This is a genomic window from Kribbella sp. VKM Ac-2568 (assembly GCF_004345365.1).
GTDB lineage: Bacteria > Actinomycetota > Actinomycetes > Propionibacteriales > Kribbellaceae > Kribbella > Kribbella orskensis.
This window is the reverse complement of the sequence record NZ_SLVF01000006.1, coordinates 552,785-578,580: the sequence shown is the minus strand read 5'-3', so window position 1 is coordinate 578,580 and position 25,796 is coordinate 552,785. Positions and strand designations below refer to the sequence as shown.

The window sequence follows — 25,796 nt, the reverse complement described above, 5'->3', positions numbered from 1 at the left end:
GCTCGTGTACCCCGAAGGGCCTTACCGCTCGACTTGCATGTGTTAAGCACGCCGCCAGCGTTCGTCCTGAGCCAGGATCAAACTCTCCGTTGAAAATATATAACAAACCACACCCCCAAAAGAGAGTGTGGAGAGTCAACACATCGAGTAGATCCTCTGGATATCTCAGAAACAATCAAACTGACTTGAATCATAGTTATTCAAAGGAATCCGCCACAAACAAAAGACAACCCAACACCCAAAATCCGGAAGGACCAGGGTGGACAAGATCATCCAATGCCGTGAACGGGGTTAATGCTGTATTTCGGCATTGACTTTCGGCACGCTGTTGAGTTCTCAAGAATCGGACGCACACCGCATCCCCAGCCTTTCGGCCTGGACTCCGGGGCAACCTGCGTAACTTTACTGTTCTGTCCGAAGCCGGTCAAATCGGCTTCTTTTGTCCCAGTCCCCCTGCATGTCTGTGTAACTGAAACCCGCTCGAGGCGTGTCTCAGCTCCTTGGACCTTCAGGGAGTTTGGAGCAACCGGGCCGCTCTCGCGTCCCGCACTCGCTCCAACAAGAAGAACATTACTGACATTCGGGCCCAAGATACAAATCGGGGCCCAGGAGTCCCTCTCGCCACACCAGTCACTCACGTCTCCGCGAGCTCGTCTCCCCATCATGCACCACGACTCAAGCCCGGTGACGGAGAGACGGTAGATGGGTGGGAGCGAAGGTTCCGCTCCCACCCATCCGAGTACCGCATCGTCCAGCAGACGCCTCTCGGCGAGTGGCCGCTCGTAGCGGCGAAGTGTGAGGCCCGGGGGTCATGCACTGGACGACATCAGCTGTAACCAGCTCCGCCGTAGAGCTATTCCCGCGTCACCAAGAAGACTTGGTGATCCCCGGGAGCTCCCCACGGTGGGCCATGGTGCGGAAGCGGACGCGGGAGATGCCGGCCTTGCGGAGGTACCCGCGCGGCCTGCCATCCGCCACGTCGCGGTTGCGCACCCTGATCGGGCTGGCGTCTCGCGGCAGCTTCTGCAGTTTCAGCTGCGCCTCGCCACGGTCGTCGAAGGGAGTGGCCGGATCGGCGATGATCCGCTTCAGCTCCGCCCGGCGCTCGGCGTACAGGGCGACTGTCTGCTTGCGCTGGTCGTTCTTGGCGATCTTGCTGGTCTTCGCCACGTGCCGGCTTTACCGCTCTTCGCGGAAGTCGACGTGCTGGCGGACCTTCGGGTCGTACTTGCGCATAGTCAGCCGGTCGGGGTCGTTCCTGCGGTTCTTCCGGGTCACGTAGGTGAAACCGGTCCCCGCGGTGCTCCGCAGCTTGACGATCGGGCGGACGTCGTTGTGCTTGGCCATCAGACCTTCCCTCCAGGCACCCAGTGGTGCCGTTGAACCTCTGTACGGTGAACGCCAGTCGCCCGGTCGGGTATTCCGGACCGCCGTCCTTCCGGAACCGCTCGACAGCAGTATAGGTTGTACTGGTTATCGTTTTCAATAAGACGAAGAGGTGTCATGCCGAGCCACCTGCCGGTCACCCTGCTGACAGGCGTCGACGAGCCGTCCCGTGGCGCCGTCGCGAGCACCCTGCTCGAGGTCGCCGAGCCGGCCTCAGCAGTGCTTGTCGAGTACGACGTGACCGGCCTGGCCGGCGGGTCCGTACTGCGGATCGCGCGCACCACGTCCGGCGTGATCGACCGCGAGGTGATCCGGATGGGTCACCCGTGCGTGTCCTGCGCGATGCGGAGCTCCCTGGTCCCCCTCCTGGTCAGCATCGCCGCGACCGGGAAGTACGCGTCGGTGATCGTGTCGGTTCCCGGCGCGGGTGACACCCAGGCACTGGCCGAGGAGATCGCCCGCGATGCCGGTGACGATCTGTGGGTGATCTCGGTACTCACCGTGCTTGACACGGCCACCTTCACCGAGGACGTCACCAGTGAGGACCTGATCCACGATCGGGGTATTCCGACCGCAACCGAGGATGGCCGGGCGATCGCCGAGGTCCTGGTCCGACAGGTCGAGTACGCCAACGCCGTGATCCTCCACGCCGACGTGCCTGAAGGGTCGAAGGCGCAGGTGGCGAGGGCCCTTGCGGAAGCGATGAACCCGCAGGCTCTGGTCCGGACCACCGAGACGGCCGCCGAGCTGTCCGGAGTACGGCTTCATGATCCGGATGCGGCTGAGACGTGGGTCGAGCCTGGGTCGATCAGTGCTCCTCTCCAGTCGGAGGGCCGGGTGGAGACGTTGGTGTGGCAGTCCACGAGGCCGTTCCACCCTGAGCGCCTGTACGACGCGCTCGAGGACCTGGTCGCCGGGACCGCCCGGGGCAAGGGCACTGTCTGGCTCGCCTCGCAGCCGCACGTGCGACTCGGCTGGGACAGCTTCGGCACGAACATCGCGCTCGGCGTCCTGGGTCCGTGGCTCGCGGACCTGCCGGCGGAGCGCTGGTCTGAGGTCGGGCAGACGCACCAGGCCCGTTCGGCGCTGGAGTGGCACCCCGAACATGGCGACCGGGCGTCGTACCTGTCCATCACCGGGATCGATCTGGACGTCCGGGAATTAGCGCGGCTGCTCGATGGTTGTGTCATTCGTGCGGATGAGTGGGACAGCACGATGACCGACCCGTTCGCCCCTTACCTGGAAGGAAGTACCGCTGCATGAAGAAGGACATTCACCCCGACTACCGCCGGGTCGTCTTCAGGGACAAGTCCGGCAACTTCAGCTTCCTGACCGGCTCCACGCGCGAAGCCAACGAGACCACCGAGTGGCACGACGGGAACACCTACCCGGTCGTCGACGTCGAGATCTCGTCTGCCAGCCACCCGTTCTACACGGGCCAGCAGCGTGTGATGGACACCCAGGGCCGCGTCGAGAAGTTCAAGAAGCGCTACGGCAAGAGCTGACGCCCCGATAGAACTCAGAACGGCCCGCCGATCCCCCCTTCACGGGATCGGCGGGCCGTTTGCTTTGTCCCCATCACACCTCTGCACCATCGGCACGAGACATCACCGGCCGCGGGGCTGTTCGCGCGGTACGCCGGCTCGCGGGGTACGTCGCGCGTGGGCACGTCGGCTCGCGGGGTACGTCGCGCGTGGGCACGTCGGCTCGCGGGGAACGTCGGCTCGCGAGGCACGCAGCGCGCTGGGTACGCCGGCCCGCGGGGCACGCCGGGCTTTCCGGGGTACGTCGGGCTTTCCGGGGTACGTCGGTAGATGGGTAGCGAGGTTGCCCTGGCGCGAGCGGGGTGGTTCGCCCCGCATAGGCGGGGTGGTTTTCGGGGGGGGTGTACCGAGCGACCGGTAGTACCGGGGTGGTCGCTGACGTCCCAGGCGTGGAAGGCAGGCCGGGGTGACCCGTGCGGTGACTACTTCCTGCCCTTCGGTACGCCGGCGGCTGCCGCGGGGTGGGTTTCGCCCTGGTAGGTGGTTGCGGCGATGCGGGCGTTGGTGCTGGCGGGTTGTTCGACCACTGGCAGGTTGTTGGCCGGCTGGCGGGTTGTTCGCCGGCTGGCGGCTTGGAAGACGCTAGTGGCCGAGCAACCCGCTATCGGGACCTGGATGACTCGATCTGGAGCTGCTGGCGGTGCGGGTTTGGGGACCTCGGACAGGTTGTCGGTGGTGGGGACAGGTTGTTTCGTGTTCGAGGCCCGACATGGTGGTCGAGGTCTCCACTTGGTGTCCTAGGCCGCGCTTTGTGGACGCGGCGAGACGCCGGGGCGCCGTGGGCCGCTCGTCGGTTCGTCGGCTCGACTGCTCGTCGGCTCGACTGCTCGGCTGCTCGACGGCTAGGGATTGTCGGGGTGGGAACGTCTCGGATTTCAGACGGCGGGCGGGTGGAGGTACATGGCGGCCGGGTGGGCCGGGGCTCACACTGGGCGGGTGGAGCCGGTCGAGATTTGCGGGGTGGGGCTGACGCCGTTGGACGCGGTGTCGCTCGAGCAGCGGCGGACGTCGGTGCAGCTGGCCGAGGACGCGCGGAAACGGATGGCTGACTCGGCGGCCGCGGTGGCCGAGATCGCGTTGCACCGGCCGGTGTACGGGCGAACCACCGGGGTCGGGGCCAACCGGGATGTGCTCACGTCCGACCCGGAGCATGGGGCCCGGCTGCTGGCGTCCCACTCGACCACCGGGACCTCGTCGTACCCGCGAGACGTCGTCCGGCTCGGGCTGCTGATCCGGGTGAATCAGCTCGCCTCCGGCGGGTCCGGGCTCGCCCCGGAGGTCGCCGACGCGATCGTTGCCCTGCTCAACGATGACGACCTGCCCGACCTGCATCGCGGTGGCGCGATCGGGACCGGCGACCTCGGCGCGCTCGCCGAGCTCGGGCTCGCACTGGGCGACGTCATCGACGGCACCAGCGCCCTCCCGCTGTTGTCCAGCAACGCGATCACCCTGGCCGAGTGCTGCCTCGCGTACGTCGAAGCGGCCACCCTCATCAACGTCGTACCGCTGGTTGGTGGGCTCTCCCACGTCGCGCTCCGCGGCAATGCCGAGGTGTACGACGTCCGCGTGCACGAGGCTCGTCCGCAGCCGGGCCAGGTCCGGGTGGCACGGCGGATGCGCGGGTTGCTCGACGGGCTGCCGATCCCGCCGGCCCGGATACAGGACCCGTTCGGCCTGCGCGCTTTCGCCCAGGTGCTCGGCCCGGCGGTCGATCATGTCGATGCCCTGGGCAACGCTCTGAAGATCGACATCAACGCGTCCGCGGAGAACCCGCTGGTCGCCGGGGACACCGTGCTGCACAACGGCAACTGGCACGCGATGCCGATCGCACTGGCGCTGGACTCGTTGCGACTCAGCCTGCACAGTGTGGCCACGCTCTCCACCTCGCGCGTCGCGAACCTGGTCGATCCGGACTTCACCCACCTGAGCCGATTCCTGGCCAGCGGGGCGGAGGCCAGCTCAGGCGTGATGATGATCGAGTACGTCGCGCACGACGCGCTCGCCTCGGTCCGTTCGACGGCACAACCCGCCACCCTCGGAACGGCGACCCTGTCCCGTGGAGCCGAGCACCACGCGAGCTTCGCGCCGCAGGCCGCAGTACTGACTGCGCAGTTGCTGGATGCATTGCGGGACGTGCTGGCGTGTGAACTGGTGACGGCGGTTCGTGCGGTCCGGCTGGCGGATCTGGAGCCGGAGCAGCTCGCGCCGGCCGCGATCGGGCCCTGGCTGGCCGATGCGCTGGCCGCGCTGCCCAGTGACCTGAAGGACCGATCGCTGCGGGACGACCTGGAGATCGCCCGCGGACTGCTCACGCAGTGGGGCGACCGCCAGGTCGAGCACCCCGCCGAAGCGGGCTAGAACCACAGGAGATCAGCGGCTCAACGCCTTCAGCCTGCCGGTCCGCCTCACCCTCGGCGCTGTTGTACCCGGCGCCCTCGTACGGAGTCAGCGACGCGCCGATCGGGCGGATACGGAGTGTCACCACGATCCCACCCAGCGTCGCCGACCCAGGCAACCCCATCATCGGCGAACGGTCCGAACCCTGCGACAGCCGGTCAGGTCTGATCGGCATCGGCCAAGCTGCTCAGGCGGATGCGAGCAACCCGGCTGTCAGCCCAGGCGGCCGTAGGCCTGCAGAGTCCGCAGGGCTCTGACCGTGACGACACCGCGGTACTCGAGGGTCGCCGCGGCACCCGGCGGCTCCCACGTGAGCACCCAGCCGCCGTCGGCCTGCTGGTCCTGGACCAGCCGGTCCAGGTGGCCCTCGATCTGGGCGTCGGTGAACAGTTGCCGCCAGACGCTGTCCGGGGTCGGCGCGAAGTGCAACGGCGTCACCCCGTACGACGGGTCGGCCGCGTCGGCGCGGTACCACGACAGCTTCGGCAACCACTCCTTCACCTTGGCGACGTCGACCTCGGTGTGCTCGAGGAACTCCATCACCTCGTGCATCCCGTGCGCGTCCTCAGGGAATCCGTCGTCGGCCAGAGCCTTCGTGCACCAGGCGGCGGCAGCGTCGCGCCATGGGTGCTCGAAGCCGAGCCGGTAGAGCCGGCCGACCAGTCCCGCGGTCGGGTTGAGCCCCGGCACGTAGGTCCACTCGCTCATGTGCTCGGCCCGCGGATACCCCTCGATCGCCGGGGACGCGAGCGAGACCGCGCCTTCCGAAGTGGCGACGGTCTGCAGCCAGTCACACGCCCGGCGGACCATGTCCTCGTCCCTGGCGCCGGCGGCGAGGAGGTTGTCGAAGGCGGCCTCGACGTCGAGGGGGAGGCTGTCCGGGCAGCGCTTGTCCGGCTCCAGCCCATGACCGAAGCCGCCGTCGGCGTTCTGGTAACCGCGCAGCGCATCGACCACGCCGACGGGATCGGCGTCCTCGAAGAGCGTGGCGAACAGCCGGCGCTCGACCAGCCGGCCCTCCTGGCGTACGAAGTCACGACCAGCGTTGAAGATGTCCATGACCTCAGCTTGCCGTCTCCGCACCCCGCTCGTCTTGAAGGAATCAGACATCCGGGGCGAACTCCTGAACCGCGGCAGCCCCCGCGACCGTGAGGACCGTGTTGGCATTGCCGTCGCGGCCATGCCCTGTACGACGAGCACCGGCGGATCACCGCTCCGATCGTCAGCTACATCCGCCACCTGGAGATCACCACGGTGTTCGTGCTGATCCCGGGGTCGAGCCGGAGCACCTCTGGCAACGGATCCTGCAGAACAACCGCAACGCAGGGCACTAGAGCCAGCCCTTCTTCTTGAAGATGATGTAGAGGCCGACGCTGACCAGGAACATCAGCAGCACCGCGAACGGATAGCCGAGCTGCCACTTCAGCTCGGGCATATGCCTGAAGTTCATCCCGTAGATGGTGCCGACCAGCGTCGGGGCGAACAGGATGGCCGCCCAGGAGGAGATCCGCTTGACCTCCTCGTTCTGCCGCAGGCTGAGCTCGGACAGCCGTCGCGTCTCCTCGTTCTGGCGCTGTCCGACCAGGGTGGCGTTCACGCCGATCAGGTTGATCAGCAGCACCTTGAAGCCGGCGGCCTGATCGACGACGTGCTCGACGTGATCGGCCACGTCGCGCAGGTACCGCTGCAGTTCCTCCTCGACCCCGTACTTCTCGAAGCCGGATCGCAGATCGGCGATCAGGCCGGGCAGCGGCTGGGTCGCGCGGATGAACTTGACCACCTCGCGGAGCAGTTCGTAGATCCGCCGGGACACCTCGGGATCGGCGCCGAAGACCTGGTCCTCGATCTCGTCGATGTCCTTCTGCAGACCCTCGATCACCGGCCGGAACTCGTCCACCACCTGGTCGAAGATCGCGTAGAGCACCGCCTCGGGTCCCAGCCTCAGCAGCTCGGGAGATTCCTCCAGGCGTTTGCGGACCAGCCCGAGATCGGGCGACTCCGCGTGCCGGACGGTGACGACGAAGTCCTTGCCGGTGAAGACATGCAGCTCGCCGAACTCGACCCGCTCGACGTCGTCCAGGTACCGGGCGGACCGCAGTACGGTGAACAGCACGTCGCCGTAGCGTTCGAGCTTGGGGCGTTGGTGCGCGGAGATGGTGTCGTCGACCGCCAGCCGGTGGAAGCCGAACTCGTCGGCGACCGACTCCATCTCGACCGGGTCCGGCCGGTAGAGGCCGATCCACCCCATCCCGTGCCGGTCCCGCAGCAGTTCGTAGGTCTCGTCCAGGGTGGCGGGCTCACAAGCCCGGTGCCCGTCGACGTAGACGGCATTGTCGATGATCGCCAACGCCGGCCTCCCTTCCTGTGGTCAGGGCTCGAAGCGGTAGCCCATGCCCGGCTCGGTGAGCAGGTGCACGGGTCGCGCCGGGTCGGCCTCGAGCTTGCGCCGCAACTGCCCCATGTAGAAGCGCAGGTTGCCGCTCGCCGTCTCGTACCCCGGCCCCCACACCTCGGTCAGCAGCTGTCGCTGGGACATCAGCTTGCCCGGGTGCCGGATCAGCACCTCCAGCAGGTGCCATTCGGTCGGCGTCAGGCGAACGTCCTCCCCGCTGTCCAGTGTCACCCGTTTCGCCGACAGGTCCACGTGGGCGGCGCCGACGGTGACCACCGGCTGGTCCTGGGCCAGGTTGCTGCGGCGCAGTACGGCGCGCATCCGGGCCAGCAACTCGTCGATGCCGAAGGGCTTGGTGACGTAGTCGTCCGCGCCGGCGTCCAGCGCCTCCACCTTGTCCGTGCTGTCGGTCCGCCCGGACAGCACCAGGATCGGCGCCTCGGTCCAGCCGCGCAGCCCGCGGATCACGTCGACGCCGTCGAAGTCCGGCAGCCCGAGGTCGAGGATGACCAGATCCGGCGGGTACTGCGCCGCCACCTTGAGCGCCGCCGTACCGCTGCCGGCCACGTGTACTTCGTACCGCCGGGCCTTCAGGTTGATCTGCAGGGCCCGCACGATCTGTGGTTCGTCGTCGACCACCAGGATCCGGGTCATCCCTTGACCTCCGGTTCGGAGCGTTCCCGGCTGCCGGGCACCGGGGTGTCCCCCGGCCGCAAGGTTGCCGACGGCATCGAGACGACCATGGTCAGCCCGCCGCCGGGTGTGTCCTCCGGCTGCACGGTGCCGTGCATCGCTTCGGCCAGACCGCGGGCCAGCGCCAGGCCGAGGCCGACGCCGACCGTGTTGTCGGTGTCCCCGAGCCGCTGGAAGGGCGCGAAGACCCGGCCGCGTTCGGCGGGCGGGATGCCCGGACCGCGATCGATGACGCGGATCTCGACCACGTCCCCGAGCGCACTGCTCGTGACCACCGGCGGACGGCCCAGGGGCGAGTAGCGGATCGCGTTGGCCAGCAGGTTCGCGATCACGCGTTCGAGCAGCGCCGGATCGGCGTCGACCAGGGGGAGGGTGTGCGGGATGTCGACCCTGACCCGGTCAGCGTCGTCACCCAGCTCGGCCAGCACCCCGGGCAGGATCTCGTCGAGCGCCATCGGCCGGTTGAAGACCGGGAGGACGCCGGCCTGCAGGCGGCTGAGGTCGAGCAGGTTGTCGACGAGGCGCGCCAGCCGATCGAGGGACTCGTCGGCCGTCGCGAGCAGTTCGTCCCGCTCGTCCTCGGTCCACTCCACATCGTCGCTGCGGAGGCTGGTCACGGACGCCTTCGCCGAGGCCAGTGGCGACCGTAGGTCGTGGCCGACGGCACGCAGCAGCGCCGTACGGAGCTTGTCGGCCTCAGCCAGCGGCTTGGCCTCCGCCGCTGCCTCACTCAGCCGCGTCCGATCCACCAGGGCGGCCGCGTGCGCCGCGAAGGCGCCGACCAGCCGGCGCTCGTCGGCTGCCAGCGTTCGCCCTTGCAGGACCAGGACCAGGTTTTCCCGGCCCGGGATCTCGGCGTCTCCGTCCTCCGGGCGGCGGCAGGTCGGAGTACCGGCCGAGGCGAGCGGGCGCCAGGTCTCCACCAGCTCGTCGGTGTCGATTCGTTCCATCAGACAGGCGCTGGTCATCCCGAACGCCTCCCGGACCCGCTCGAGCAGTGCCGGCAAACCAGTCTCACCTCGAAGCACGGTGCCTGCCAGGGTCGCGAGTGTCTCCGACTCGGCCGCTGAGCGGGCCGCCTGCCGGGTCCTGCGGGCGGCCCGGTCCACGACCGAGCTCACCAGCCCCGCGACGAGCACGAAGATGCCCAGCGCGAGGGCATTGTTGACCTCGGCAATCGTGAAGGCACGTGTGGGCGGGGTGAAGAAGTAGTTCAGTACCAGGCTGCCGGCGACCGCGGTCAGGATCGCGGGCCAGAGGCCGCCGACCAGGGCGACCACCACCACCGCGAGCAGGAACGCCAGCACGTTGCTGGTCAGGTTCAGGGTGTCCCCGCCGAGTCCCAGCAGCAGCGCCAGCAGCGGCGGCAGCGCGACCGCGAGCACGAAGCCCAGCACCTGCCGCCGGCGGGACAGGCTGCCGTGCAGGCGTGGCAGCCGGCCACGCCCCATCTCGGAGTGGGTGACGATGTGGACGTCGATGTCCCCGGACTCGCGGATGGTGCCGGCGCCGATCCCCGGGCCGAGCAGCGAGGAGAACCAGGACCGGCGGCTGCCGCCGAGCACCAACTGGGTGGCGTTCTCGGCACGGGCGAAGGACAGCAGGGCGTCCGGGATGTCGTCGCCGACGATCTGGTGATAGGTGCCACCGAGACTCTCGACCAGGTCGCGCTGCTGTTCCAGCGTGGTGGGATTGGCCCCGGTCAGTCCGTCGGACCGGGTGATGTGGACTGCGAGAAGGTCCCCGCCGGAGGAGCGGGCGGCGATGCGGGCGGCACGCCGGATCAGGGTCTCGCCTTCGGGTCCGCCGGTGAGCGCCACGACGACCCGCTCGCGCGCCTCCCAGGTGGAGTCGATGTCATGTTGAGAACGGTACTGCTGCAATCCGGCGTCGACGCGGTCCGCCAGCCACAACAGCGCGAGTTCCCGCAGAGCGGAAAGGTTGCCGACCCGGAAGTAGTTGCCCAGGGCAGCATCGATCTTGTCCGCCGCATAGACGTTGCCGTGCGCCATTCGGCGGCGTAGCGCCTCCGGGGTCATGTCGACCAGCTCGATCTGGTCCGCCGCCCGGACCACCCGATCCGGCACGGTCTCCTGCTGCGGCACGCCGGTGATCTTCTCGACCACGTCGTTGATCGACTCGAGGTGCTGGATGTTGACCGCCGAGATCACGTCGATCCCGGCGGTCAACAGTGCGTCGATGTCCTCCCAGCGCTTGGCGTGCCGACTGCCCGGCACATTGGTGTGCGCGAGCTCGTCGACCAGCGCGACCTCGGGCCGCCGGGCCAGTACCGCGTCCAGGTCCATCTCGGTGAAGCTGGCCCCGCGGTAGTCCAGGATGCGCCGGGGAATCACCTCGAGGCCGTCGAGCATGGCGGCGGTGTGTTCCCGGCCGTGGGTCTCTACGAAGCCGACCACCACGTCCGTACCGCGATCCCGCCGCCGCTGCCCCTCGCCCAGCATCTTGTAGGTCTTGCCGACGCCGGGCGCGGCACCCAAGTAGACCCTCAGGTGCCCGCGACCACTGCTACTCATACATCCATCGTCTCAGCCGAGGCCTACTTCAGGGCGGCAAGATCGTCGTTCAAGGTGACCACGTTCACCCGCGGCTCCCCGAGGAAGCCGAAGGTGCGCCCCTGGGTGTTGTCCTTGACCAACTGCTTGACCATGGTGACCTCCAGGCCACGCTCACGCGCGACCCGGCTGACCTGCAGCGCGGCGTACGCCGGGCTGATCTGCGGGTCAAGACCGCTGCCACTGGCTGTGACGGCGTCCGGCGGCACCTGCGAGGGGTCCACACCTTCCAGGTCGGCGACGGCCTTGCGGCGCTCCTGGACCGCCGCCAGCAGGTCGGCGTTGTTCGGGCCGTACTGCGACGCCGCGCTGCCCATGGCGTCGTAGTCGACCGCTGAAGGCCGGGTCTGGAACCACAGCGGGTCGGCGACCATCACCGGCGCACCATCGGCGTCCACCTCCGGCTTGCCGTCCTTGACCGCCTGCTTGGTGTACGCCTGACCGATCAGGTCGGACGCCACGTCCTTGCCGTGGACCTGGACGATCGAGCCGTTGGCGTTGTCGTTGAACAGGGCCTGTGCGGCGCCGGTCATCGCCAGCGGGTAGATCACACCGAGCCCGATCGTGAACACTGCGAGCGCCCGCGTCGCCACCCCGAGCTGACGGAAGGTCGCGGGGAATCTGCTAGCCATTTCTTTCTATGCCTCTCAGCCGATGCCCGGGATGAGCGAGATCAGCAGATCGATGAGTTTGATGCCGATGAACGGGCTGATCAGCCCGCCGACGCCGTAGATCAGCAGGTTGCGCCGCAACATCGCCGACGCCGACGACGGCTTGTACTGGACTCCTCGTAGCGCCAGCGGGACCAGGGCGACGATCACCAGCGCGTTGAAGATGACCGCGGACAGGATCGCGGACTCGGCCGAGTCCAGCCGCATGATGTTCAGCTTGTCCAGGCCCGGGTAGGCCGCCGCGAACAGCGCCGGCAGGATCGCGAAGTACTTCGCCACGTCGTTCGCGATCGAGAACGTGGTCAGCGAACCGCGGGTGATCAGCAACTGCTTGCCGATCTCGACGATCTCGATCAGCTTGGTCGGGTTCGAATCGAGGTCGACCATGTTGCCGGCCTCCTTCGCCGCCGACGTCCCGCTGTTCATCGCCACCCCGACATCGGCCTGGGCCAGCGCCGGAGCGTCGTTGGTGCCGTCACCGGTCATCGCGACCAGCCGGCCACCTTCTTGCTCCTTCTTGATCAACGCCATCTTGTCCTCGGGCGTCGCCTCGGCCAGGAAGTCGTCGACCCCGGCCTCCTCGGCGATCGCCTTCGCGGTCAACTGGTTGTCACCGGTGATCATCACCGTCCGGATGCCCATCGCCCGCATCTGGTCGAACCGCTCCCGCATCCCTTCCTTCACCACGTCCTTGAGGTGGATCACGCCGAGCGCCCGGGCCACCCCGCCCTTGCTGTCGGCAACGACCAGGGGCGTGCCGCCGGAGGCGGAGATGCCGTCGACGACCTCGCCGAGCGCGTTGTCGATCTTGCCGCCCTGACTGTGGATCCAGGCGTTCACGGCGCCGGCCGCACCCTTGCGGACCTGCCGGTCGTCGACGTCGACGCCACTCATCCGGGTCTGTGCGGTGAACTGCACGAACGTTGCATGCGGCAACTCTCCCGTGGTGCGCTCCCTGAGCCCGTACTGCGTCTTCGCCAGGACGACGATCGAGCGTCCTTCGGGGGTCTCGTCGGCCAGGCTCGACAGCTGCGCCGCGTCGGCCAGCTCGGTCTCGGTGACCCCGGCCAGCGGGATGAACTCCGACGCCTGCCGGTTGCCCAGCGTGATCGTGCCGGTCTTGTCGAGCAGCAGGGTGTTCACGTCGCCGGCGGCCTCGACCGCACGGCCCGACATCGCCAGCACATTGCGCTGCACCAACCGGTCCATACCCGCGATACCGATCGCCGACAACAACGCACCGATCGTGGTCGGGATCAGACACACCAGCAGTGCGACCAGGACGACGATGCTCAGGTTGACACCCGCATAGGCCGCGAACGGCGGCAACGTCACCGTCGCCATCAAGAACACGATCGTCAGGCTCGCGAGCAGGATGTTCAGCGCGATCTCGTTCGGCGTCTTCTGCCGCGACGCACCCTCGACCAGGGCGATCATCCGGTCGATGAAACTCTCACCCGGCCGGGTGGTGATCTTCACGACGATCCGATCCGACAACACCTTCGTCCCGCCGGTCACCGCGCTCCGGTCACCACCAGACTCCCGGATCACCGGCGCCGACTCGCCCGTGATGGCCGACTCGTCAACGCTGGCGACACCCTCGACGACGTCACCGTCGCCGGGGATGACCTGACCGGCCTCCACCACCACGAGGTCGCCGAGCTGCAGCGACGCGGCCGGCACCTCCTGCTCGGTGGTGCGGTCCACGGACAGCTTGCGGGCGCTCGTCTCGGTCTTTGCCCGGCGCAGCGTGTCGGCCTGGGCCTTGCCGCGCCCTTCGGCGACTGCCTCGGCCAGGTTGGCGAACAGCACTGTCAGCCAGAGCCAGACGACGATCCACCAGACGAACACGCTGGAGTCGGTGAAGGCGAGGATCGTCGAGGCGACGGCTCCCACCTCGACCACGAACATCACCGGGTTCTTCACCATCACCCGCGGGTCGAGCTTGCGCAGCGCGTCCGGCAGGGAGGTCAGCAACATCTTCGGGTTGAACAGACCCGACGGTGCCTTTTTCGCCACCTGCGCCGGGGTCGGCGCAGGGGTCTTCAACAGCGTGGTCACAGTCCCTCCGCGAGGGGTCCGAGAGTGAGTGCGGGGAAGTAGGTCAGGCCGGTAACGATCACCACGACGCCGACGAGCATCGTGACGAACAGGGCCTTGTGGGTGGGCAGCGTGCCCTCGTTCACCGGAACCGGCTGCTGCCGGGCGAACGAGCCGGCCAGGGCCAGCACGAGGACGATCGGGAGGAACCGGCTGAGCAGCATCACGAGGCCCAGCGCGGTGTTGTAGAACGGAACATTCGCGCTGAGACCGCCGAACGCGCTGCCGTTGTTGTTACCGGCCGAGGTGAAGGCGTACAGCACCTCGGAGAACCCGTGCGGACTGCCGGTGTTGAAGATCGATGCCCGGGCCGTCTCCAGGCCCATGGCGACCGCGCTGCCGATCAGGATCAAGCTGGGAGTCGTCAGGATGTAGAGCGAGACCAGCTTCATCTCCCGCGCGGTGATCTTCTTCTTCAGATACTCCGGGGTCCGCCCGACCATCAGGCCGGCCACGAAGACCGCCAGCACGGCGAGCACGAGCATGCCGTAGAGACCGGCACCGACACCGCCTGGTGTGACTTCTCCCAGCATCATGTGGAACAGCGCGGTACCGCCGCCCAGCGGGGTGTACGAGTCATGCGCGGCGTTGACGGCACCGGTGGAGGTACCTGTCGTGGTCGTGGTGAAGAGGGCCGACGCCCACTCCCCGAACCGGGTCTCCTTGCCTTCCATCGCAGCCCCGGCCGCGCGGGTCGCGGTACCGGCGCCGTTGACCTCGAAGAGCGTCGCGGCGAAGGTGAACGCGGTCCACAGGGTGGCCATCACGCCGAGGATCGCGTAGCCCTGCCGCTTGTCCTTCACCATCAGGCCGAACGTGCGGGTCAAGGCGACCGGGATCACCAGCATCAAGAAGATCTCGAACAGGTTCGACAGCCCGTTCGGGTTCTCGAACGGGTGCGCGGAGTTGGCGTTGTAGAAGCCACCACCGTTGGTGCCCAGCTCCTTGATCACTTCCTGGCTCGCCACCGGACCGCCGGGAAGTGTCTGGCTCTGGCCGACCACGGTGGCCACCTCGTGACCGCCGGACAGGTTCTGCACCACTCCCATCGCGACCAGCACCAGACCGCCGACCACCGCGATCGGCAGCAGGATCCGGACCACCGACCGGGTCAGGTCGACCCAGAAGTTGCCGAGCCGGTCGGTCTTGGACCGGGAGAAGCCGCGGATGAGCGCGATCGCGACGGTGATGCCGACGGCGGCGGACAGGAAGTTCTGCACCGCCAGACCGGCGAACTGGACCAGGTGACCCATCGTCTGCTCGGGCGAGTACGACTGCCAGTTGGTGTTCGCGACGAAGGAGGCGGCGGTGTTGAAGGCCAGCCCTTGTTCGACGTTGGGCAGACCGAGGGACAGCGGCAGGTGTGACTGGAGCCGCTGGAGGAGGTAGAGCAGGATCATGCTGACGGCCGAGAAGGCGATGATCGAGCGGGCGTAGACGGCCCACGTCTGGTCTGCCTTGGAGTCGACCCCCAGCAGTCTGTAGGTACCTCGTTCGACCCGGGTGTCCTTCTCGGACGTGTAGACCCGGGCCATGTAACCGCCCAGCGGGCGGTAGACGGCCGCCAGCAGCGCGACCAGTAGGCCGATCTGGAGTAGACCGGCTGCGGTGTCGGACATCAGAACCTCTCGGGGAAGATCAGGGCGGCGATCAGGTAGAGGACCAGAGCCGCGGCGACCACGAGGCCGGCGATGTTCTCGGTGCTCACAGCTTCTCCACCCCTCGCAGTGCGAACCAGACGGTCGCGAACGTGGCAATGGTCACGGCGAGGAACAGCACGTCTTTCATGGCCGGCCCCACCCCTCGACAAAAGTGGTCATGCATTCACTGCACACCGCTGGCTGCCCGGTCAGGAGCCTTCTCGCAGGCCTCTCACAGCCACTCACACACCTCTCACGGCTCTCTCACACGGGAGGCCCGAGCGGGCGGCCGGGGAATAAACCCGCCTGTTTCCGGACACGACTTCGTCTGCGGCAGCCGAGTGCGCATACTTACGCCTGGCAACCAGAGGCCCCCACCAGAGTTAGGGACGAACTCAGTGACTGAAGTGGACAACCAGGAGCTCACGACCGCCGGGGAGCAGTTCTTCTCCGAGGAGTCGCGCAAGGCGCTGGCCGAGGCGAGCCGCCTGCTGGCGGAGCGCCTGCAGGCCCACACCGAGGCCCTGCTGGCGATGACCGGCGACGAGGAGCAGGCCGGCCTGTATGAGCAGAACGCCGCGCTGGAGGAGCTCGTCGAGGGCTGGAACGACGCCGTCTTCGAGCACACCGGGACCGCGCCGCTGCTGCTCGACGACGAACTCGAGGACGAAGAGGACGAGGAAGAGCCCGAGGAGCAGGACCAGGTGATCAGCGTGGTGTCGCGGTTCGACCTGCGCGTGGTCGACTTGGACGCCCTGCTCGAGGCCGGCCGGACCGCCCAGGAGCGGCACCCCGCCGAGCTGGACGAGTCAGGCGAGCGGGAGCCGGTGGAGTCGGCCGAGCAGGCCATCTACGAGATCAGCCGCGAGGTCGGCGAGGCGTGGTTCGAGCTGCCCGGGGTGGACCTGGTCGCCGGAGCCCGCGCGTACGTCGTACCGGAGTACCCGTTCGAGCCACTCGAGGCGGATGCCGAGGACGTGCTGACCGAGCTGAGCGCGCCGAACGGCGCGATCACCCACGCGGAGACCTGGGCCTAGATGGTGAGGTCACCGTCCAGCACGGTCACCGCGCGGCCGGTGAGGTAGACCCGCTCACCTGCCAGTACCACGTGCACGACGCCGCCTCGGGTGGACGCCTGGAAGCCGACCAGGCGATCCCGCCCGAGGCGCTTCGCCCAGTACGGCGTCAGCCCGGTGTGGGCGCTGCCCGTCACCGGATCCTCGGGGATTCCCTGGGCCGGGGCGAAGAACCGGGAGACGAAGTCGTACTCCGCGGCCGTGGCCGGGGCGGTCAGGATGGTGCCGCGCAGGCCGTTGGCTCGGGTGAGCTCGGCCAGGGCGGCCAGGTCCGGGTTTGCGGAGCGGACAGTCGCCTCGTCCTCGACCACCACCAGCAGATCGCCGAGCGGATCGGTGCGGTGGACCTCCGACGGCTCGGTTCCGAGCGCCGCGGTCAGGCCTTCCGGCGGTTCGATGGCCGTCGGGACCGAGACGGGGAAGTCGAGCGTGATCGCCTGGTCGGCGCCGACCTCGGCGACCAGGATGCCGCTGCGGCTGTTGAAGCGGACCTTGCCGCCGAGCAGGCCGTCGGCGGCCATGGCGTGGGTGGTGGCGAGGGTCGCGTGGCCGCACATCTGGGCCTCGACCGCGGGGGTGAACCAGCGCAGGTCCCAGTCGGCGTCCTCCCCGGCCGGGAGCGGGCGCGCGAAGGCGGTCTCGGAGAGGTTCATCTCCGCTGCCACCAGCTGCATCCAGGCTTCGTCCGGCCAGGGACCTGCTTCCAGCAGGCAGACTGCCGCCGGGTTGCCCGCGAAGGGCCGGTCGGTGAACGCGTCGACGATCCTGATCCGCATACGTCCGACGCTAGGTGACCACGCCCCCACCGATCCATAGCCACTCCCCGACCACTGGCCACACCCGCCTTGCCCGCCGGGCGCGACCCGCGGGGCGGAGTACAGGCTCAGCCGGCGGCGACGGCTTCGATCTCGAGCAGCCACTCCTCGGAGTAGATGTCGCAGATGATGATCGTCAGCGCCGGGGCGTGGTCGCCGAGGATCTCCTCGCGGATCTTGGAGTTCGCGGCGCGGTACCGGCGGTCGGACAGATAGGTCGTCACCTTCACCAGGTTCCGGACGCCCAGGTCGGCCTCGGCGAGGACGGCGAGCACGTTGCGCCAGACCATCCGGCACTGGTCCTCGAAGGCGGCCGGGATCTTGCCCTGCTGGTCAGCCCACGGCACCTGCCCGCTGACGAACACCAGCCGCCCCGCCCCGTTCACCTGGACACCATGCGTGTAGTTCCCCGTCGCCGCCGGCAGCATCGGCGGGTTGAGCGGCTGGATGGCGAGCGCGTTCATCGGTTTCCCCTCGGGGTCGTGGTCCGGTCCTCATGAATACCTTGCGAAGGGTTGAACCGGCAGCTTTATCCGCACGTGTTGGGGGTGTTCAGCTTCCTAGTGACAGGAATGTGTCATGTCGCTTTTCCGTACCAAGGGCCGGCCACTCGCCGTCGCGACCGCCGTTCTCGGTGGGCTCGCACTCGTCGCGCCCAGTACCGCCAGCGCGCACGACTCTCACGGTCATGGCTCGCGCGACCTCGCGGTACAGCAGGTCAATCTGGTCTCGGACGTGCCGGGCAAGGCGCCGCTGGTCGACGCCGACCTGGTGAACCCATGGGGTCTCTCGCTCGGCGCGGCCACCCCGCTGTGGGTCTCCAACCAGGGCACCTCGTCCTCGACCCTCTACTCCTCGGCCCCCGGCGCGACCACCGCGACCAAGGTGCCGACCATCCGCGTGACCGTCCCGGTCCCGACCGGCCAGGTCAACAACCCCGGCACCGGATTCGTGCTCAGCAACGGCACCGCCAGTGGGCCGGCCCGCTTCATCTTCGCCACCCTGACCGGTCAGATCGCCGCCTGGGGACCGCCGGTGAGCCCGCTGATCGGGGCCGCCGAGATCAAGGCGACCGTCCCCGGCGCGTCCTACACCGGCCTCGCCTTCGCGACCGCCAAGCACGGCGACCAGTTGTACGCCGCGAACTTCGCGCAGGGCCGGATCGACGTGTTCAACAGCACCTTCCAGAAGGTCGCGCAGCCTCGGTGGGCGTTCCGGGACTTCCACCTGCCGAAGGGCTACAACCCGTTCAACGTGCAGACGCTGAACGGCCGGATCTTCGTCGCCTACGCCAAGATCGACCCGAAGACGGGCCGCAACGCCAGCGGCCGGGGCCTCGGCTTCGTCGACGAGTACACCGTGAACGGCAAGTTCGTCGCGCGGATCGCCTCCCGCGACACCCTGAACGCGCCGTGGGGTCTGGCGATCGCTCCTGCTTCGTGGGGTAAGCAGGCGGGTTCGCTCCTGGTCGGCAACTTCGGCGACGGCCGCATCAACGTCATCGAGTCCAAGTCCCACGGCCGCTTCGCCTCGAAGATCTCCGGCCAGGTCAAGAACAGCGCCACCGGCCGCACCCTGGTGATCCCCGGCCTGTGGGCACTCCTGCAGGGCACCGCCACCACCGGCGGCACCGACGCCCTCTTGTTCTCGGCGGGTATCGACAACGAGACCCACGGCCTCGTAGGCGTTCTGCGTCACCCGTAACCCACGACTCACGGGGATCGAGAGGCTGAGGATGCCAGGGGGATCCTCAGCCTCTCTCCACGGAGGCGTGCTGAGACTTCGGCGCGGGGGTTGCCGGGCTTCAGGTGAGAGGTTTCTCGAACCAGTGGTGGGCGTAGGGCTCGGTGTTGAAAGCAGGGACCTCGTGGTAACCGGCTGCGCGGTAGAGGGAGATCGCCTCGGCCAGGTTCTTGTTGGTTTCCAGACGGAGTACTGCGGAGCCGTGGGTGGCCGCTTGGTTCTCCAGTTCCGTGAGCAGGCGGCGACCTAGGCCGAGGCCTCGCACGGCCGGCGACACCCACATCCGTTTGACCTCGGTCGGTTCGCCGTCGTGGAACTTCAGGCCACCGCAGCCGACCGGCTCCGAGTGCAGCGTCGCGACCAGCAGAAGACCCGCGGGCAAGGTGAGTTCGTCCACGCCGGCGGAGATGCTCCGGGCGTGGTCGAACCCGGCTTCGAAGCGTTCGCCCAGTTCGTCGAAGTACGACTGCAGGCAGAACCGCGCGTCCGGGTGCCGTGGGTCGACGATCGCGACCTGGACCGTCGACGCGATCAGCAGCCGCTCGACCTCGCCCATCGCGGCGACCAGCCGGGCCTGTTGCTTGTCGCTCAACGGCTGGAGGATCGACGCGGCGAGTTCGTCGGACCGCTGATCCAGCACGGCCCGCTCGGCGAGGCCCTGGGCAGTCAGCCGGGCCGTACGCACCCGGCCGTCGTCGCCGTTCTGCTCGACCTCTACCAGCCCGTCGCTCTCAAGGGCGCGGAGCAGCCGGCTGAGGTAGCCGGAGTCGAGGTCGAGCCGGGACCGGAGCGAGCGGAGGTCGCACCCGTCCGCCCCGATCTCCCAGAGCACCCGCGCCCGCCCAAGCGGGCGGTCGCGGGACATGTAGGCGTCGTTCAGCGCACCGATCCGCTGCGTGACCGTCCGGTTGAATCTCCTGACGTCAGCGATGGCCATTGTCTGACTATAGTCAGAGAAATACCTGATCGACAGCATCCCTCCGCTGATACGGCTGCCAGCGGGTCAGGTACGGATGCACCAGCCACCGGATCCGCCCGGTCGACTCCAGCACCGTCCCCGGCGCCACCACCCACCCGACCGCCGTACCCGCTCCAGCAGCACCCGGTCCAGCGGCAGGCGAGGCGGAGTGCAGTACTCCGCCGGCGCGGGCGACCCGTTCCGGTTCCATCGACCCCGGCACCAGGAAGAACCACCAGCGCCGGCCGACGGGCGCCATCGCCGTCGGGCAGGTGGTCTTCAACTGGTGATTCAGCAACGCGCCGTACTCCGGTGGGAGGTCGAGCACCTCGAATCCCTCGGTCAGCAAGGCGATCTCCCAGGCTCGCTCCCGCCACACCACCTCCGCCCGGGCTCCGTCCCGCACGGGCTCACCGGCAAGATGCGGATCCACGCACGCCCTCCCGCACGGACACCGCCCGAGGCGCGGCACGACCAGCGGTGCCACAGGCCACCCGTTCACGGCGTACCGGGTGGCCCGTTCACGCAGCCTGCGCGTCTGGCCGCGCCGGATCCAGCCATCAAGCACGCTGGCCGACCGCGAACAGCAGCGAACTCGACGGCGTCAGCTCCGGGCAGCGATCGGCGAGCCGCGAACACTCCAGCGCCGTCTTCAACGGATCCGGCTCCAGCAGGCTCTCCGGCAACGGCACGTCCCGGAAGTGCGCGTCGATCGCGACCGTCAGCCAACCACCCGGCCCGGTCAGACCGTGCACCGTCACGGAGCGCAGCCCGGCGTTCGTCAGTTCCGTCCGCAGTTGCGTGGTGGTGTGGTAGGTCGTCTCCGCCATCCGGTCGTTGTCCGGGCTGAACCCGGTCTCGAGGATGTCCGCCACGATCCCGCGCCGCAGCAGCAACGTGTTGGCGAGCATGGACCCGATCAGGTTCGCCGCCCGGTTGATCGCGACCACCGCGATGAACCCGCCGGGCCGGATCACCCGGATCGCCTCGCGCAGCGCCAGCCGCCGATCCGCCGCCTCCGGCAGGTGATACATCGGACCCGCCAGCAGCACAGCGTCGAAGTACTCGTTCTCCCAGGGCAACCGCCGCGCATCCCCTTGTACTGCGCTGATCCCCGCGGCCGTGGCTTGTTCCACGTGGTGCTGCACGGGATCGAGCAGCTCGACCTCGTACCCGCGGTCCTTCAACCAGCTCGCATGTACTCCGGGTCCGCCACCGACATCCGCCACCACCGCGGGAGGTTCGGGGAGGTAGCGGGTGAGCAGGTCGTGAACCCGGGCTTGTTCCAGCCGGCCTTTCAAGGTCGAGCTCAACCGAGTCGCCTCGTCGTGCCGGGTCGTGTAGTGGGCCTCGATATCCAACTGGGTCGTCATGCCAGCCGAGTCTGGTCAGCGGTCCAGCCCGACGGCAGGCCAGATCGCGGGGCAACCCGGGGCAGATCCGCTGCCTGCCGCGTGGCCGGACGAGCTAGTCCAGGGGGCGGAGTTCGTCGGCGTAGGAGACGGAGACCCGGCGGAGGACGCCTTCCTTGACGGAGTACTGGCCCATGCGCCACAGCGGCGGGCTGTAGGCGTGGACGGTGACGCTGCCCTTGTCGAGGCCGGTGAGGCGGTGGATGTGGTCGGGGCCGAAGCCGTAGACGTCGCCCGCCTCGATCTCGGTCTCGATCGACTCGGTGCCGATCGCGAGGTTGTGCTCGACGAGTTTGCCGCGGGCGACTGCGACGGCGCCGGAGGAGACGTCGTGGTCATGCCAGCCGGTGTCGTTGACCGGCGTCCAGCAGATCAGCCAGACGTCGACGTTGGCGTCGCGGTGCAGCGAGGCGAAGACGCGCTCCTCGTCGCTGTAGGCGACCTTGTCCTCCCACAGGTGCGGCTGGGCGGCGATCCCGCCGGCGAGCTCGGCCAGCTCGGCGGGGTCCAGGTCACGTCCCGGAAGGTTGTCCAGCGACAGACAGTCGTTGAGCTCCACGAGCCGGCTGGCCTGGCGCGCGGGAACGACGGGTGCGTCGGAAACGGGCTGAGCAGTCACTGCACTCCCCTCTCGGAGATGCTGCCGGTCCAGGACCGGCAGGTGGTCGGGTACCTCACCACGGGCGCGGGGAGGGGTTTTCCCGCCGCGGGCGCGGCGAGGGGTCTGCGGCACCGAACAGCAGCCGGTGCGGGTTGTCGTGGCGGATCACCGCGGTGGCGGCGTCGCCCTGACGGAGGTCGACGGTCCCGGCGTACGGCCGGTCGGTGCCGTGCACGACCTGGTCGATGCCGAGGACCCGGGCGACCGCGTCGATCCCCTGCGGGCCGTAGCTCGAGGTGTCGACGTACAGGTTGGGGTCGATGGTGCCGAGGCGGCCGCCGCGAGCGGTCAGCCTCTCGTGGTGGACCGGAGCCAGGCCGGCCGCGGCGACGAAGCAGAGCCGCAGCCGCGGGAACGCGGTACGGCCGCCGAACGCGTGCCAGGCCCACCAGGCCGCTTGAAGTTGGAGCGAGTAGTCGACCACCGGGCACCACCAGCCCGGCAGGTTCTCGGTCGGCGGCGCGGGCGTGCCCGGGTGGATGAGGATCGGCTTGTTCACCCGCTCGGCAAGGGTCAGGAGTTCACCCAGCTGAGCCCAGCCGGCCGGAGTACCGACGACCTGGGCCGGGAGCTGCAGACCGAGGAATCCCTTGTCCAGAACGGATTCCAGGCCGGCGAGGTCAGGCTCGGGAAGATTGACGGCCGCCCAGGCCTTGAAGGGTTCGGGCAACGCGGCAGCGCCGGTGTGCCATGCATCGAGCAACGCCAGGTCACCGAGGTGCTCGATCCCGAGAGGGCTCGACAGCGACAGCCCGACCAGGGCGGTCCCATCCCCCTGCTCCTCGGCCAGCCGCTTGTCGACGGCGTGCGCCGCCGGGTCCACCTCGTACGGCGCTTCGCCGGCCGTGTGCAGGGTCCAGCCGTCCAGGTACGGCGGCTCGGTCCGGGCCCGGAGGCGGTCGACGAACTCGGCCGGCCACAGGTGCTGGTGCACGTCGATCACGCCGTTCACGGGCCGTCCTCTCGCTGGTCGCCGGATCCCTCGGGGCTGGTCACGAGGGAGATTTTGAAGCGCTTCACGTCACTTTCAGTGAAGCGCTTCAAAGGCTCTTTTGTCAAGCCGTGTCTCAGCACCGCCGACCTGTCGGCAGGCTTTTGTCGGCGGGGTGGCCTAGGGTCGATCACATGTCCGGAACTGGCCGCAGGCCGACCCTCAAGGACATCGCAGCGGAGACCGGCCTCTCGATGGCAGCCGTGTCCTACGCGCTGCGAGGTCTGCAAGGAACGCCGGAGACGCAGCAGCGGGTGCAGGAAGCCGCCGAGCGTCTCGGGTACCAGGCCGACCCCGTGGCCCGCGCCCTCGCCTCCGGCCGGAGTGGTTCGGTCGGCGTGCTCTGCGCCTCGCTCGAGGATCTCTGGCAGCAGCGCCTGGCCGCCGCGCTCGGCCGCGAGCTCCTCGCCCCGGACCGGAACGCGTGGATCATCGACTCCGCCGGCGACGCCGACCGGCAATTGCAGCTCGCCCAGCACCTGGTCGACCACCGGGCCGACGCGATCGTGGTGATCCCGATCGACCCGGCCGCCAAGAGCTGGGCCAAGATCGCCCAGCAGGCGCCGGTGATCGCGATCGGCGATGCGCTGCCGGCCGCGAAGGCGAAGTCCGAGGTCCTCTTCGACAACGACTCCGGAGTCAGTACCGCGCTCCGCCGGCTGGCCGACGCGGGTCACCGCACCGTCGCCGTCCTGAGCCCGTCCCGCCGGGTGGAGATCGAGAGTCCCGTGGAAGAGATCGCGCAGCGGATCGCGGCTGGGCTGAAGCTGAAGATCCGCATCATCCCGTGCCCGCACGATCTGAGCGGCGCGACCGAGGTGGCTCGCGAGCTGCTGACGTCGAAACAGCGGCCGACCGGCATCCTGGCGCTGGCCGATTCGATGGCCTTCGGGGTGTACGCCGCCTGCAGGGAGCTCGACATCCGGATCCCGGACGACCTGTCCCTGCTCGGGTACGACGACCAGCCGATGTCGCAGCTGCTCACGCCGCCGCTGTCCACCTTCCACTGGCCGCTCGACGACCTGGTCGCGGACGTCGTCGCCCGGGTCACCTCTGCCGTCGACACGAACCGACGGGTTCGCCGGACCACCGTCGAGCCGACCCTGATCGAGCGCGGCTCGGTCGCCGCCGCGCCCGCGAAGGCGTGACGACGACGCTGAGTCACCCACGACGGCCACACCCGCGAAACTAGACTAGTTCAGTGCACTTAAATTCCACTGTCCACTATCTGGATAGACGGGTAGCCGGACGGGCAGGCGGGATCAGCGGGCGAGACGGTCCAGCCGGGCGATGACCGCCGGGCGCCGGTGGTCGGTGCTGGGCAACGCCCGCTCCAGTACCTCGAAAACCTCGAGGTCCTCAGCGCCGGTGGCCGTCTGCGCGAACCGCCAGACCAGGTCGGTATCCCCGGAGTCCAGCACTGCGCGGCGCAACGTCGCATCGAGCTCGTCCCGCTCCGCACGCAAGGCCGGCGCGTCGGATCGCCCGAGCAGCGGCCCGGCGTACAGCTCGAGCGCCTTGGGGAGTTCTCCGCGGCGGACTGCGGCCTGTACGTCGGTGACGTCGCCCGACACGGCCGCGATGATCCGGTACGGCTTGGTGTCCAGGATGCCGACGCCGAGCAGGTTCCGTAGCCGGTGCATCTCCGCGCGGACCGTGGTCGGATTCCCCTCGTCGCCGTACAGCTGAAGCATCAACTGCTCCGCCGTGAGCCCGGAGGGGTGGAGCAGCAGCAGGGCGAGCACTTCCGCGCGGCGCAGCGTCAGGGCGATCTCCCGGCCGCCGACGACCGCGATCGGCTGACCCGAACCCAGCAGTTTGAGCCGCAGCGAGCGGCGGTGCCCGCGTACCGCGCCCGGGATGCGCAGCAGGTAGCCCTCGTCGAGTTGTTCGACCACGGCCTCCCGACCGTCGCCGAGCTCGATCCGCTCGGCGCCGCCGGAGATGTCGAGGCGGTCGGGCAGCCAGGCGAGCGGCTGGACGGCGAGGACCCGGCCGGTCGGAGTCAGCAGCGCGCCGGGGGCATCGCCGAGGGCGGTCAGGTGCCGCATGTTGCGGGCGCGGAGCTGCTCGTCGGCGGCGGCCATCCGGACCCGGAGCTGCCCCTCGGCGAGCTGAGCAGCCGCGGTCACCAGCGCCATCATCGCGGGGTGGACCGTGCGCAACGGACCCGAGACGTCGACAGCGCCGATCAGCTTGCCGGTGTCCGGGTCGTGCACAGGGGCGGCGGCACAGGTCCACGCGTGGATCCGGCGTACCAGGTGCTCGGCCGAGTGGATCTGCACGGGCTGGTCGGCGGCGAGCGCAGTACCCATGCCGTTGGTTCCGATCGCGTCCTCTGCCCAGACGGCGCCTTCGGACAGGGCGATCCGGTCGGCCTGGCGGCGGACGTCGGCGGCACCCTCGCGCCAGAGGATCAGACCCTGGGCGTCGGTGACGATCATGATGTGGGACGCCTCGTCCGCGATCGTGGTCAGCGTTTCCCGCAGTACGGGCAGGACCGCGCGCAGCGGATGGTTCTCCCGCAGCGTCTCCAGCAGGTCGGCCGAGACGACCATCGGCGGCGCGTCCAGCTCGGGATCGACCGAGGCCGCGAGCGACCGCTGCCAGGACTCCGCGACAAGTGGGCGTGGCATGGCAGGTGCCCGGCCTTCGCCGAGCACCTCGTCGTACAGCTCACTGAGCCGGCGCGCTTCCTGCGCTGCGTCCACGCCTCAGCCTCGCCCGGAACCGCCCGGCGTTCA

24 protein-coding genes and 1 rRNA gene are annotated in these 25,796 nt (G+C 68.7%); 6 read left to right on the top strand and 19 right to left on the bottom strand.

Going from position 1 to position 25,796, the window contains the following annotated elements; translation table 11 throughout:
• The 3 genes from EV648_RS20770 to rpmG all read right to left on the bottom strand — a co-directional run.
• Positions 1-93, bottom strand: a 16S ribosomal RNA gene (locus tag EV648_RS20770); the annotation flags it as partial.
• Positions 94-864: 771 nt separating this feature from the next.
• Positions 865-1,170: a 30S ribosomal protein S14 gene (gene rpsN / locus EV648_RS20765; RefSeq protein ID WP_132294020.1), complete on the bottom strand. Its 306-nt coding sequence runs from the start codon at positions 1,168-1,170 to the stop codon at positions 865-867.
• Positions 1,171-1,179: 9 nt separating this feature from the next.
• The gene (rpmG, locus tag EV648_RS20760; protein ID WP_132197053.1) at positions 1,180-1,347 is read right to left on the bottom strand and encodes a 50S ribosomal protein L33; all 168 of its coding nucleotides are present in this window, start codon (positions 1,345-1,347) and stop codon (positions 1,180-1,182) included.
• A gap of 156 nt (positions 1,348-1,503) precedes the next feature.
• On the opposite strand from rpmG, the gene EV648_RS20755 reads away from it, so the two are divergent.
• From EV648_RS20755 to EV648_RS20745, 3 genes are all read left to right on the top strand, one after another.
• Complete coding sequence (locus tag EV648_RS20755; protein ID WP_132294017.1) at positions 1,504-2,649, top strand: GTP-binding protein; 1,146 nt, start codon at positions 1,504-1,506, stop codon at positions 2,647-2,649.
• Entirely contained in the window at positions 2,646-2,891 is a 246-nt protein-coding gene (locus EV648_RS20750; protein WP_132294014.1) for a type B 50S ribosomal protein L31, read from the top strand. Before EV648_RS20755 ends, EV648_RS20750 begins: the two co-directional genes overlap by 4 nt.
• Before the next feature lie 975 nt (positions 2,892-3,866).
• Positions 3,867-5,288 carry an aromatic amino acid lyase gene (locus EV648_RS20745; protein WP_241995413.1) on the top strand — a complete coding sequence of 474 codons (1,422 nt, stop codon included), beginning with the start codon at positions 3,867-3,869 and terminating at the stop codon, positions 5,286-5,288.
• 252 nt (positions 5,289-5,540) lie between these two features.
• Here EV648_RS20745 and EV648_RS20735 read toward each other — a convergent pair whose 3' ends face one another.
• From EV648_RS20735 to kdpF, 8 genes are all read right to left on the bottom strand, one after another.
• The gene (locus EV648_RS20735) at positions 5,541-6,386 is read right to left on the bottom strand and encodes a hypothetical protein (protein WP_132294008.1); all 846 of its coding nucleotides are present in this window, start codon (positions 6,384-6,386) and stop codon (positions 5,541-5,543) included.
• 271 nt (positions 6,387-6,657) lie between these two features.
• A complete protein-coding gene (locus tag EV648_RS20730; protein ID WP_132294005.1) occupies positions 6,658-7,674 on the bottom strand; it encodes a magnesium and cobalt transport protein CorA in 1,017 nt (338 codons plus the stop codon).
• 21 nt (positions 7,675-7,695) lie between these two features.
• Positions 7,696-8,373, bottom strand: a complete 678-nt coding sequence (locus EV648_RS20725; protein WP_132294002.1) for a response regulator — start codon at positions 8,371-8,373, stop codon at positions 7,696-7,698.
• A complete protein-coding gene (locus EV648_RS20720; RefSeq protein WP_132293999.1) occupies positions 8,370-10,946 on the bottom strand; it encodes a DUF4118 domain-containing protein in 2,577 nt (858 codons plus the stop codon). Before EV648_RS20720 ends, EV648_RS20725 begins: the two co-directional genes overlap by 4 nt.
• Before the next feature lie 23 nt (positions 10,947-10,969).
• Complete coding sequence (locus tag EV648_RS20715; protein WP_132293996.1) at positions 10,970-11,617, bottom strand: potassium-transporting ATPase subunit C; 648 nt, start codon at positions 11,615-11,617, stop codon at positions 10,970-10,972.
• A gap of 15 nt (positions 11,618-11,632) precedes the next feature.
• Complete coding sequence (gene kdpB / locus EV648_RS20710) at positions 11,633-13,675, bottom strand: potassium-transporting ATPase subunit KdpB (RefSeq protein ID WP_255512855.1); 2,043 nt, start codon at positions 13,673-13,675, stop codon at positions 11,633-11,635.
• 38 nt (positions 13,676-13,713) lie between these two features.
• Positions 13,714-15,375, bottom strand: coding sequence for a potassium-transporting ATPase subunit KdpA (kdpA, locus tag EV648_RS20705; RefSeq protein ID WP_132293990.1), 1,662 nt, complete (start codon positions 15,373-15,375; stop codon positions 13,714-13,716).
• Positions 15,375-15,464, bottom strand: coding sequence for a K(+)-transporting ATPase subunit F (kdpF, locus tag EV648_RS20700; protein ID WP_132197031.1), 90 nt, complete (start codon positions 15,462-15,464; stop codon positions 15,375-15,377). The genes kdpA and kdpF overlap by 1 nt, the downstream gene beginning before the upstream one ends.
• Before the next feature lie 330 nt (positions 15,465-15,794).
• Between kdpF and EV648_RS20695 the strand changes: the two genes are divergently transcribed.
• Positions 15,795-16,433: a hypothetical protein gene (locus EV648_RS20695; RefSeq protein WP_132293987.1), complete on the top strand. Its 639-nt coding sequence runs from the start codon at positions 15,795-15,797 to the stop codon at positions 16,431-16,433.
• Here EV648_RS20695 and EV648_RS20690 read toward each other — a convergent pair.
• A complete protein-coding gene (locus tag EV648_RS20690) occupies positions 16,430-17,248 on the bottom strand; it encodes a PhzF family phenazine biosynthesis protein (RefSeq protein ID WP_132293984.1) in 819 nt (272 codons plus the stop codon). The two genes, EV648_RS20695 and EV648_RS20690, sit on opposite strands and share 4 nt — an antisense overlap.
• 107 nt (positions 17,249-17,355) lie before the next feature.
• Positions 17,356-17,751 (bottom strand): RidA family protein, encoded by a 396-nt coding sequence (locus EV648_RS20685; protein WP_132293981.1) that lies wholly within the window; start codon positions 17,749-17,751, stop codon positions 17,356-17,358.
• A 115-nt stretch (positions 17,752-17,866) separates the two neighbouring features.
• On the opposite strand from EV648_RS20685, the gene EV648_RS20680 reads away from it, so the two are divergent.
• Positions 17,867-18,991, top strand: coding sequence for a TIGR03118 family protein (locus EV648_RS20680; protein WP_132293978.1), 1,125 nt, complete (start codon positions 17,867-17,869; stop codon positions 18,989-18,991).
• A 100-nt stretch (positions 18,992-19,091) separates the two neighbouring features.
• On the opposite strand, the gene EV648_RS20675 is transcribed toward EV648_RS20680, so the two are convergent.
• From EV648_RS20675 to EV648_RS20655, 5 genes are all read right to left on the bottom strand, one after another.
• On the bottom strand, positions 19,092-19,967 hold the full coding sequence (locus EV648_RS20675; protein WP_132293975.1) for a MarR family winged helix-turn-helix transcriptional regulator: 876 nt from the start codon (positions 19,965-19,967) through the stop codon (positions 19,092-19,094).
• Between the two features lie 13 nt (positions 19,968-19,980).
• Positions 19,981-20,556 (bottom strand): bifunctional DNA primase/polymerase, encoded by a 576-nt coding sequence (locus tag EV648_RS20670; RefSeq protein ID WP_255512854.1) that lies wholly within the window; start codon positions 20,554-20,556, stop codon positions 19,981-19,983.
• Positions 20,549-21,361, bottom strand: coding sequence for a class I SAM-dependent methyltransferase (locus EV648_RS20665; protein WP_132293972.1), 813 nt, complete (start codon positions 21,359-21,361; stop codon positions 20,549-20,551). The genes EV648_RS20670 and EV648_RS20665 overlap by 8 nt, the downstream gene beginning before the upstream one ends.
• A 94-nt stretch (positions 21,362-21,455) precedes the next feature.
• Positions 21,456-22,019 (bottom strand): cysteine dioxygenase family protein, encoded by a 564-nt coding sequence (locus tag EV648_RS20660; RefSeq protein ID WP_132293969.1) that lies wholly within the window; start codon positions 22,017-22,019, stop codon positions 21,456-21,458.
• A 55-nt stretch (positions 22,020-22,074) separates the two neighbouring features.
• Positions 22,075-23,013 carry an amidohydrolase family protein gene (locus EV648_RS20655; protein WP_241995411.1) on the bottom strand — a complete coding sequence of 313 codons (939 nt, stop codon included), beginning with the start codon at positions 23,011-23,013 and terminating at the stop codon, positions 22,075-22,077.
• A 173-nt stretch (positions 23,014-23,186) separates the two neighbouring features.
• Here EV648_RS20655 and EV648_RS20650 point away from each other — a divergent pair, with 173 nt between their 5' ends.
• A complete protein-coding gene (locus EV648_RS20650; protein WP_132293966.1) occupies positions 23,187-24,200 on the top strand; it encodes a LacI family DNA-binding transcriptional regulator in 1,014 nt (337 codons plus the stop codon).
• Between the two features lie 114 nt (positions 24,201-24,314).
• Here EV648_RS20650 and EV648_RS20645 read toward each other — a convergent pair whose 3' ends face one another.
• Positions 24,315-25,763, bottom strand: coding sequence for a GAF domain-containing protein (locus EV648_RS20645; RefSeq protein ID WP_132293963.1), 1,449 nt, complete (start codon positions 25,761-25,763; stop codon positions 24,315-24,317).
• Positions 25,764-25,796: the final 33 nt, after the last annotated feature.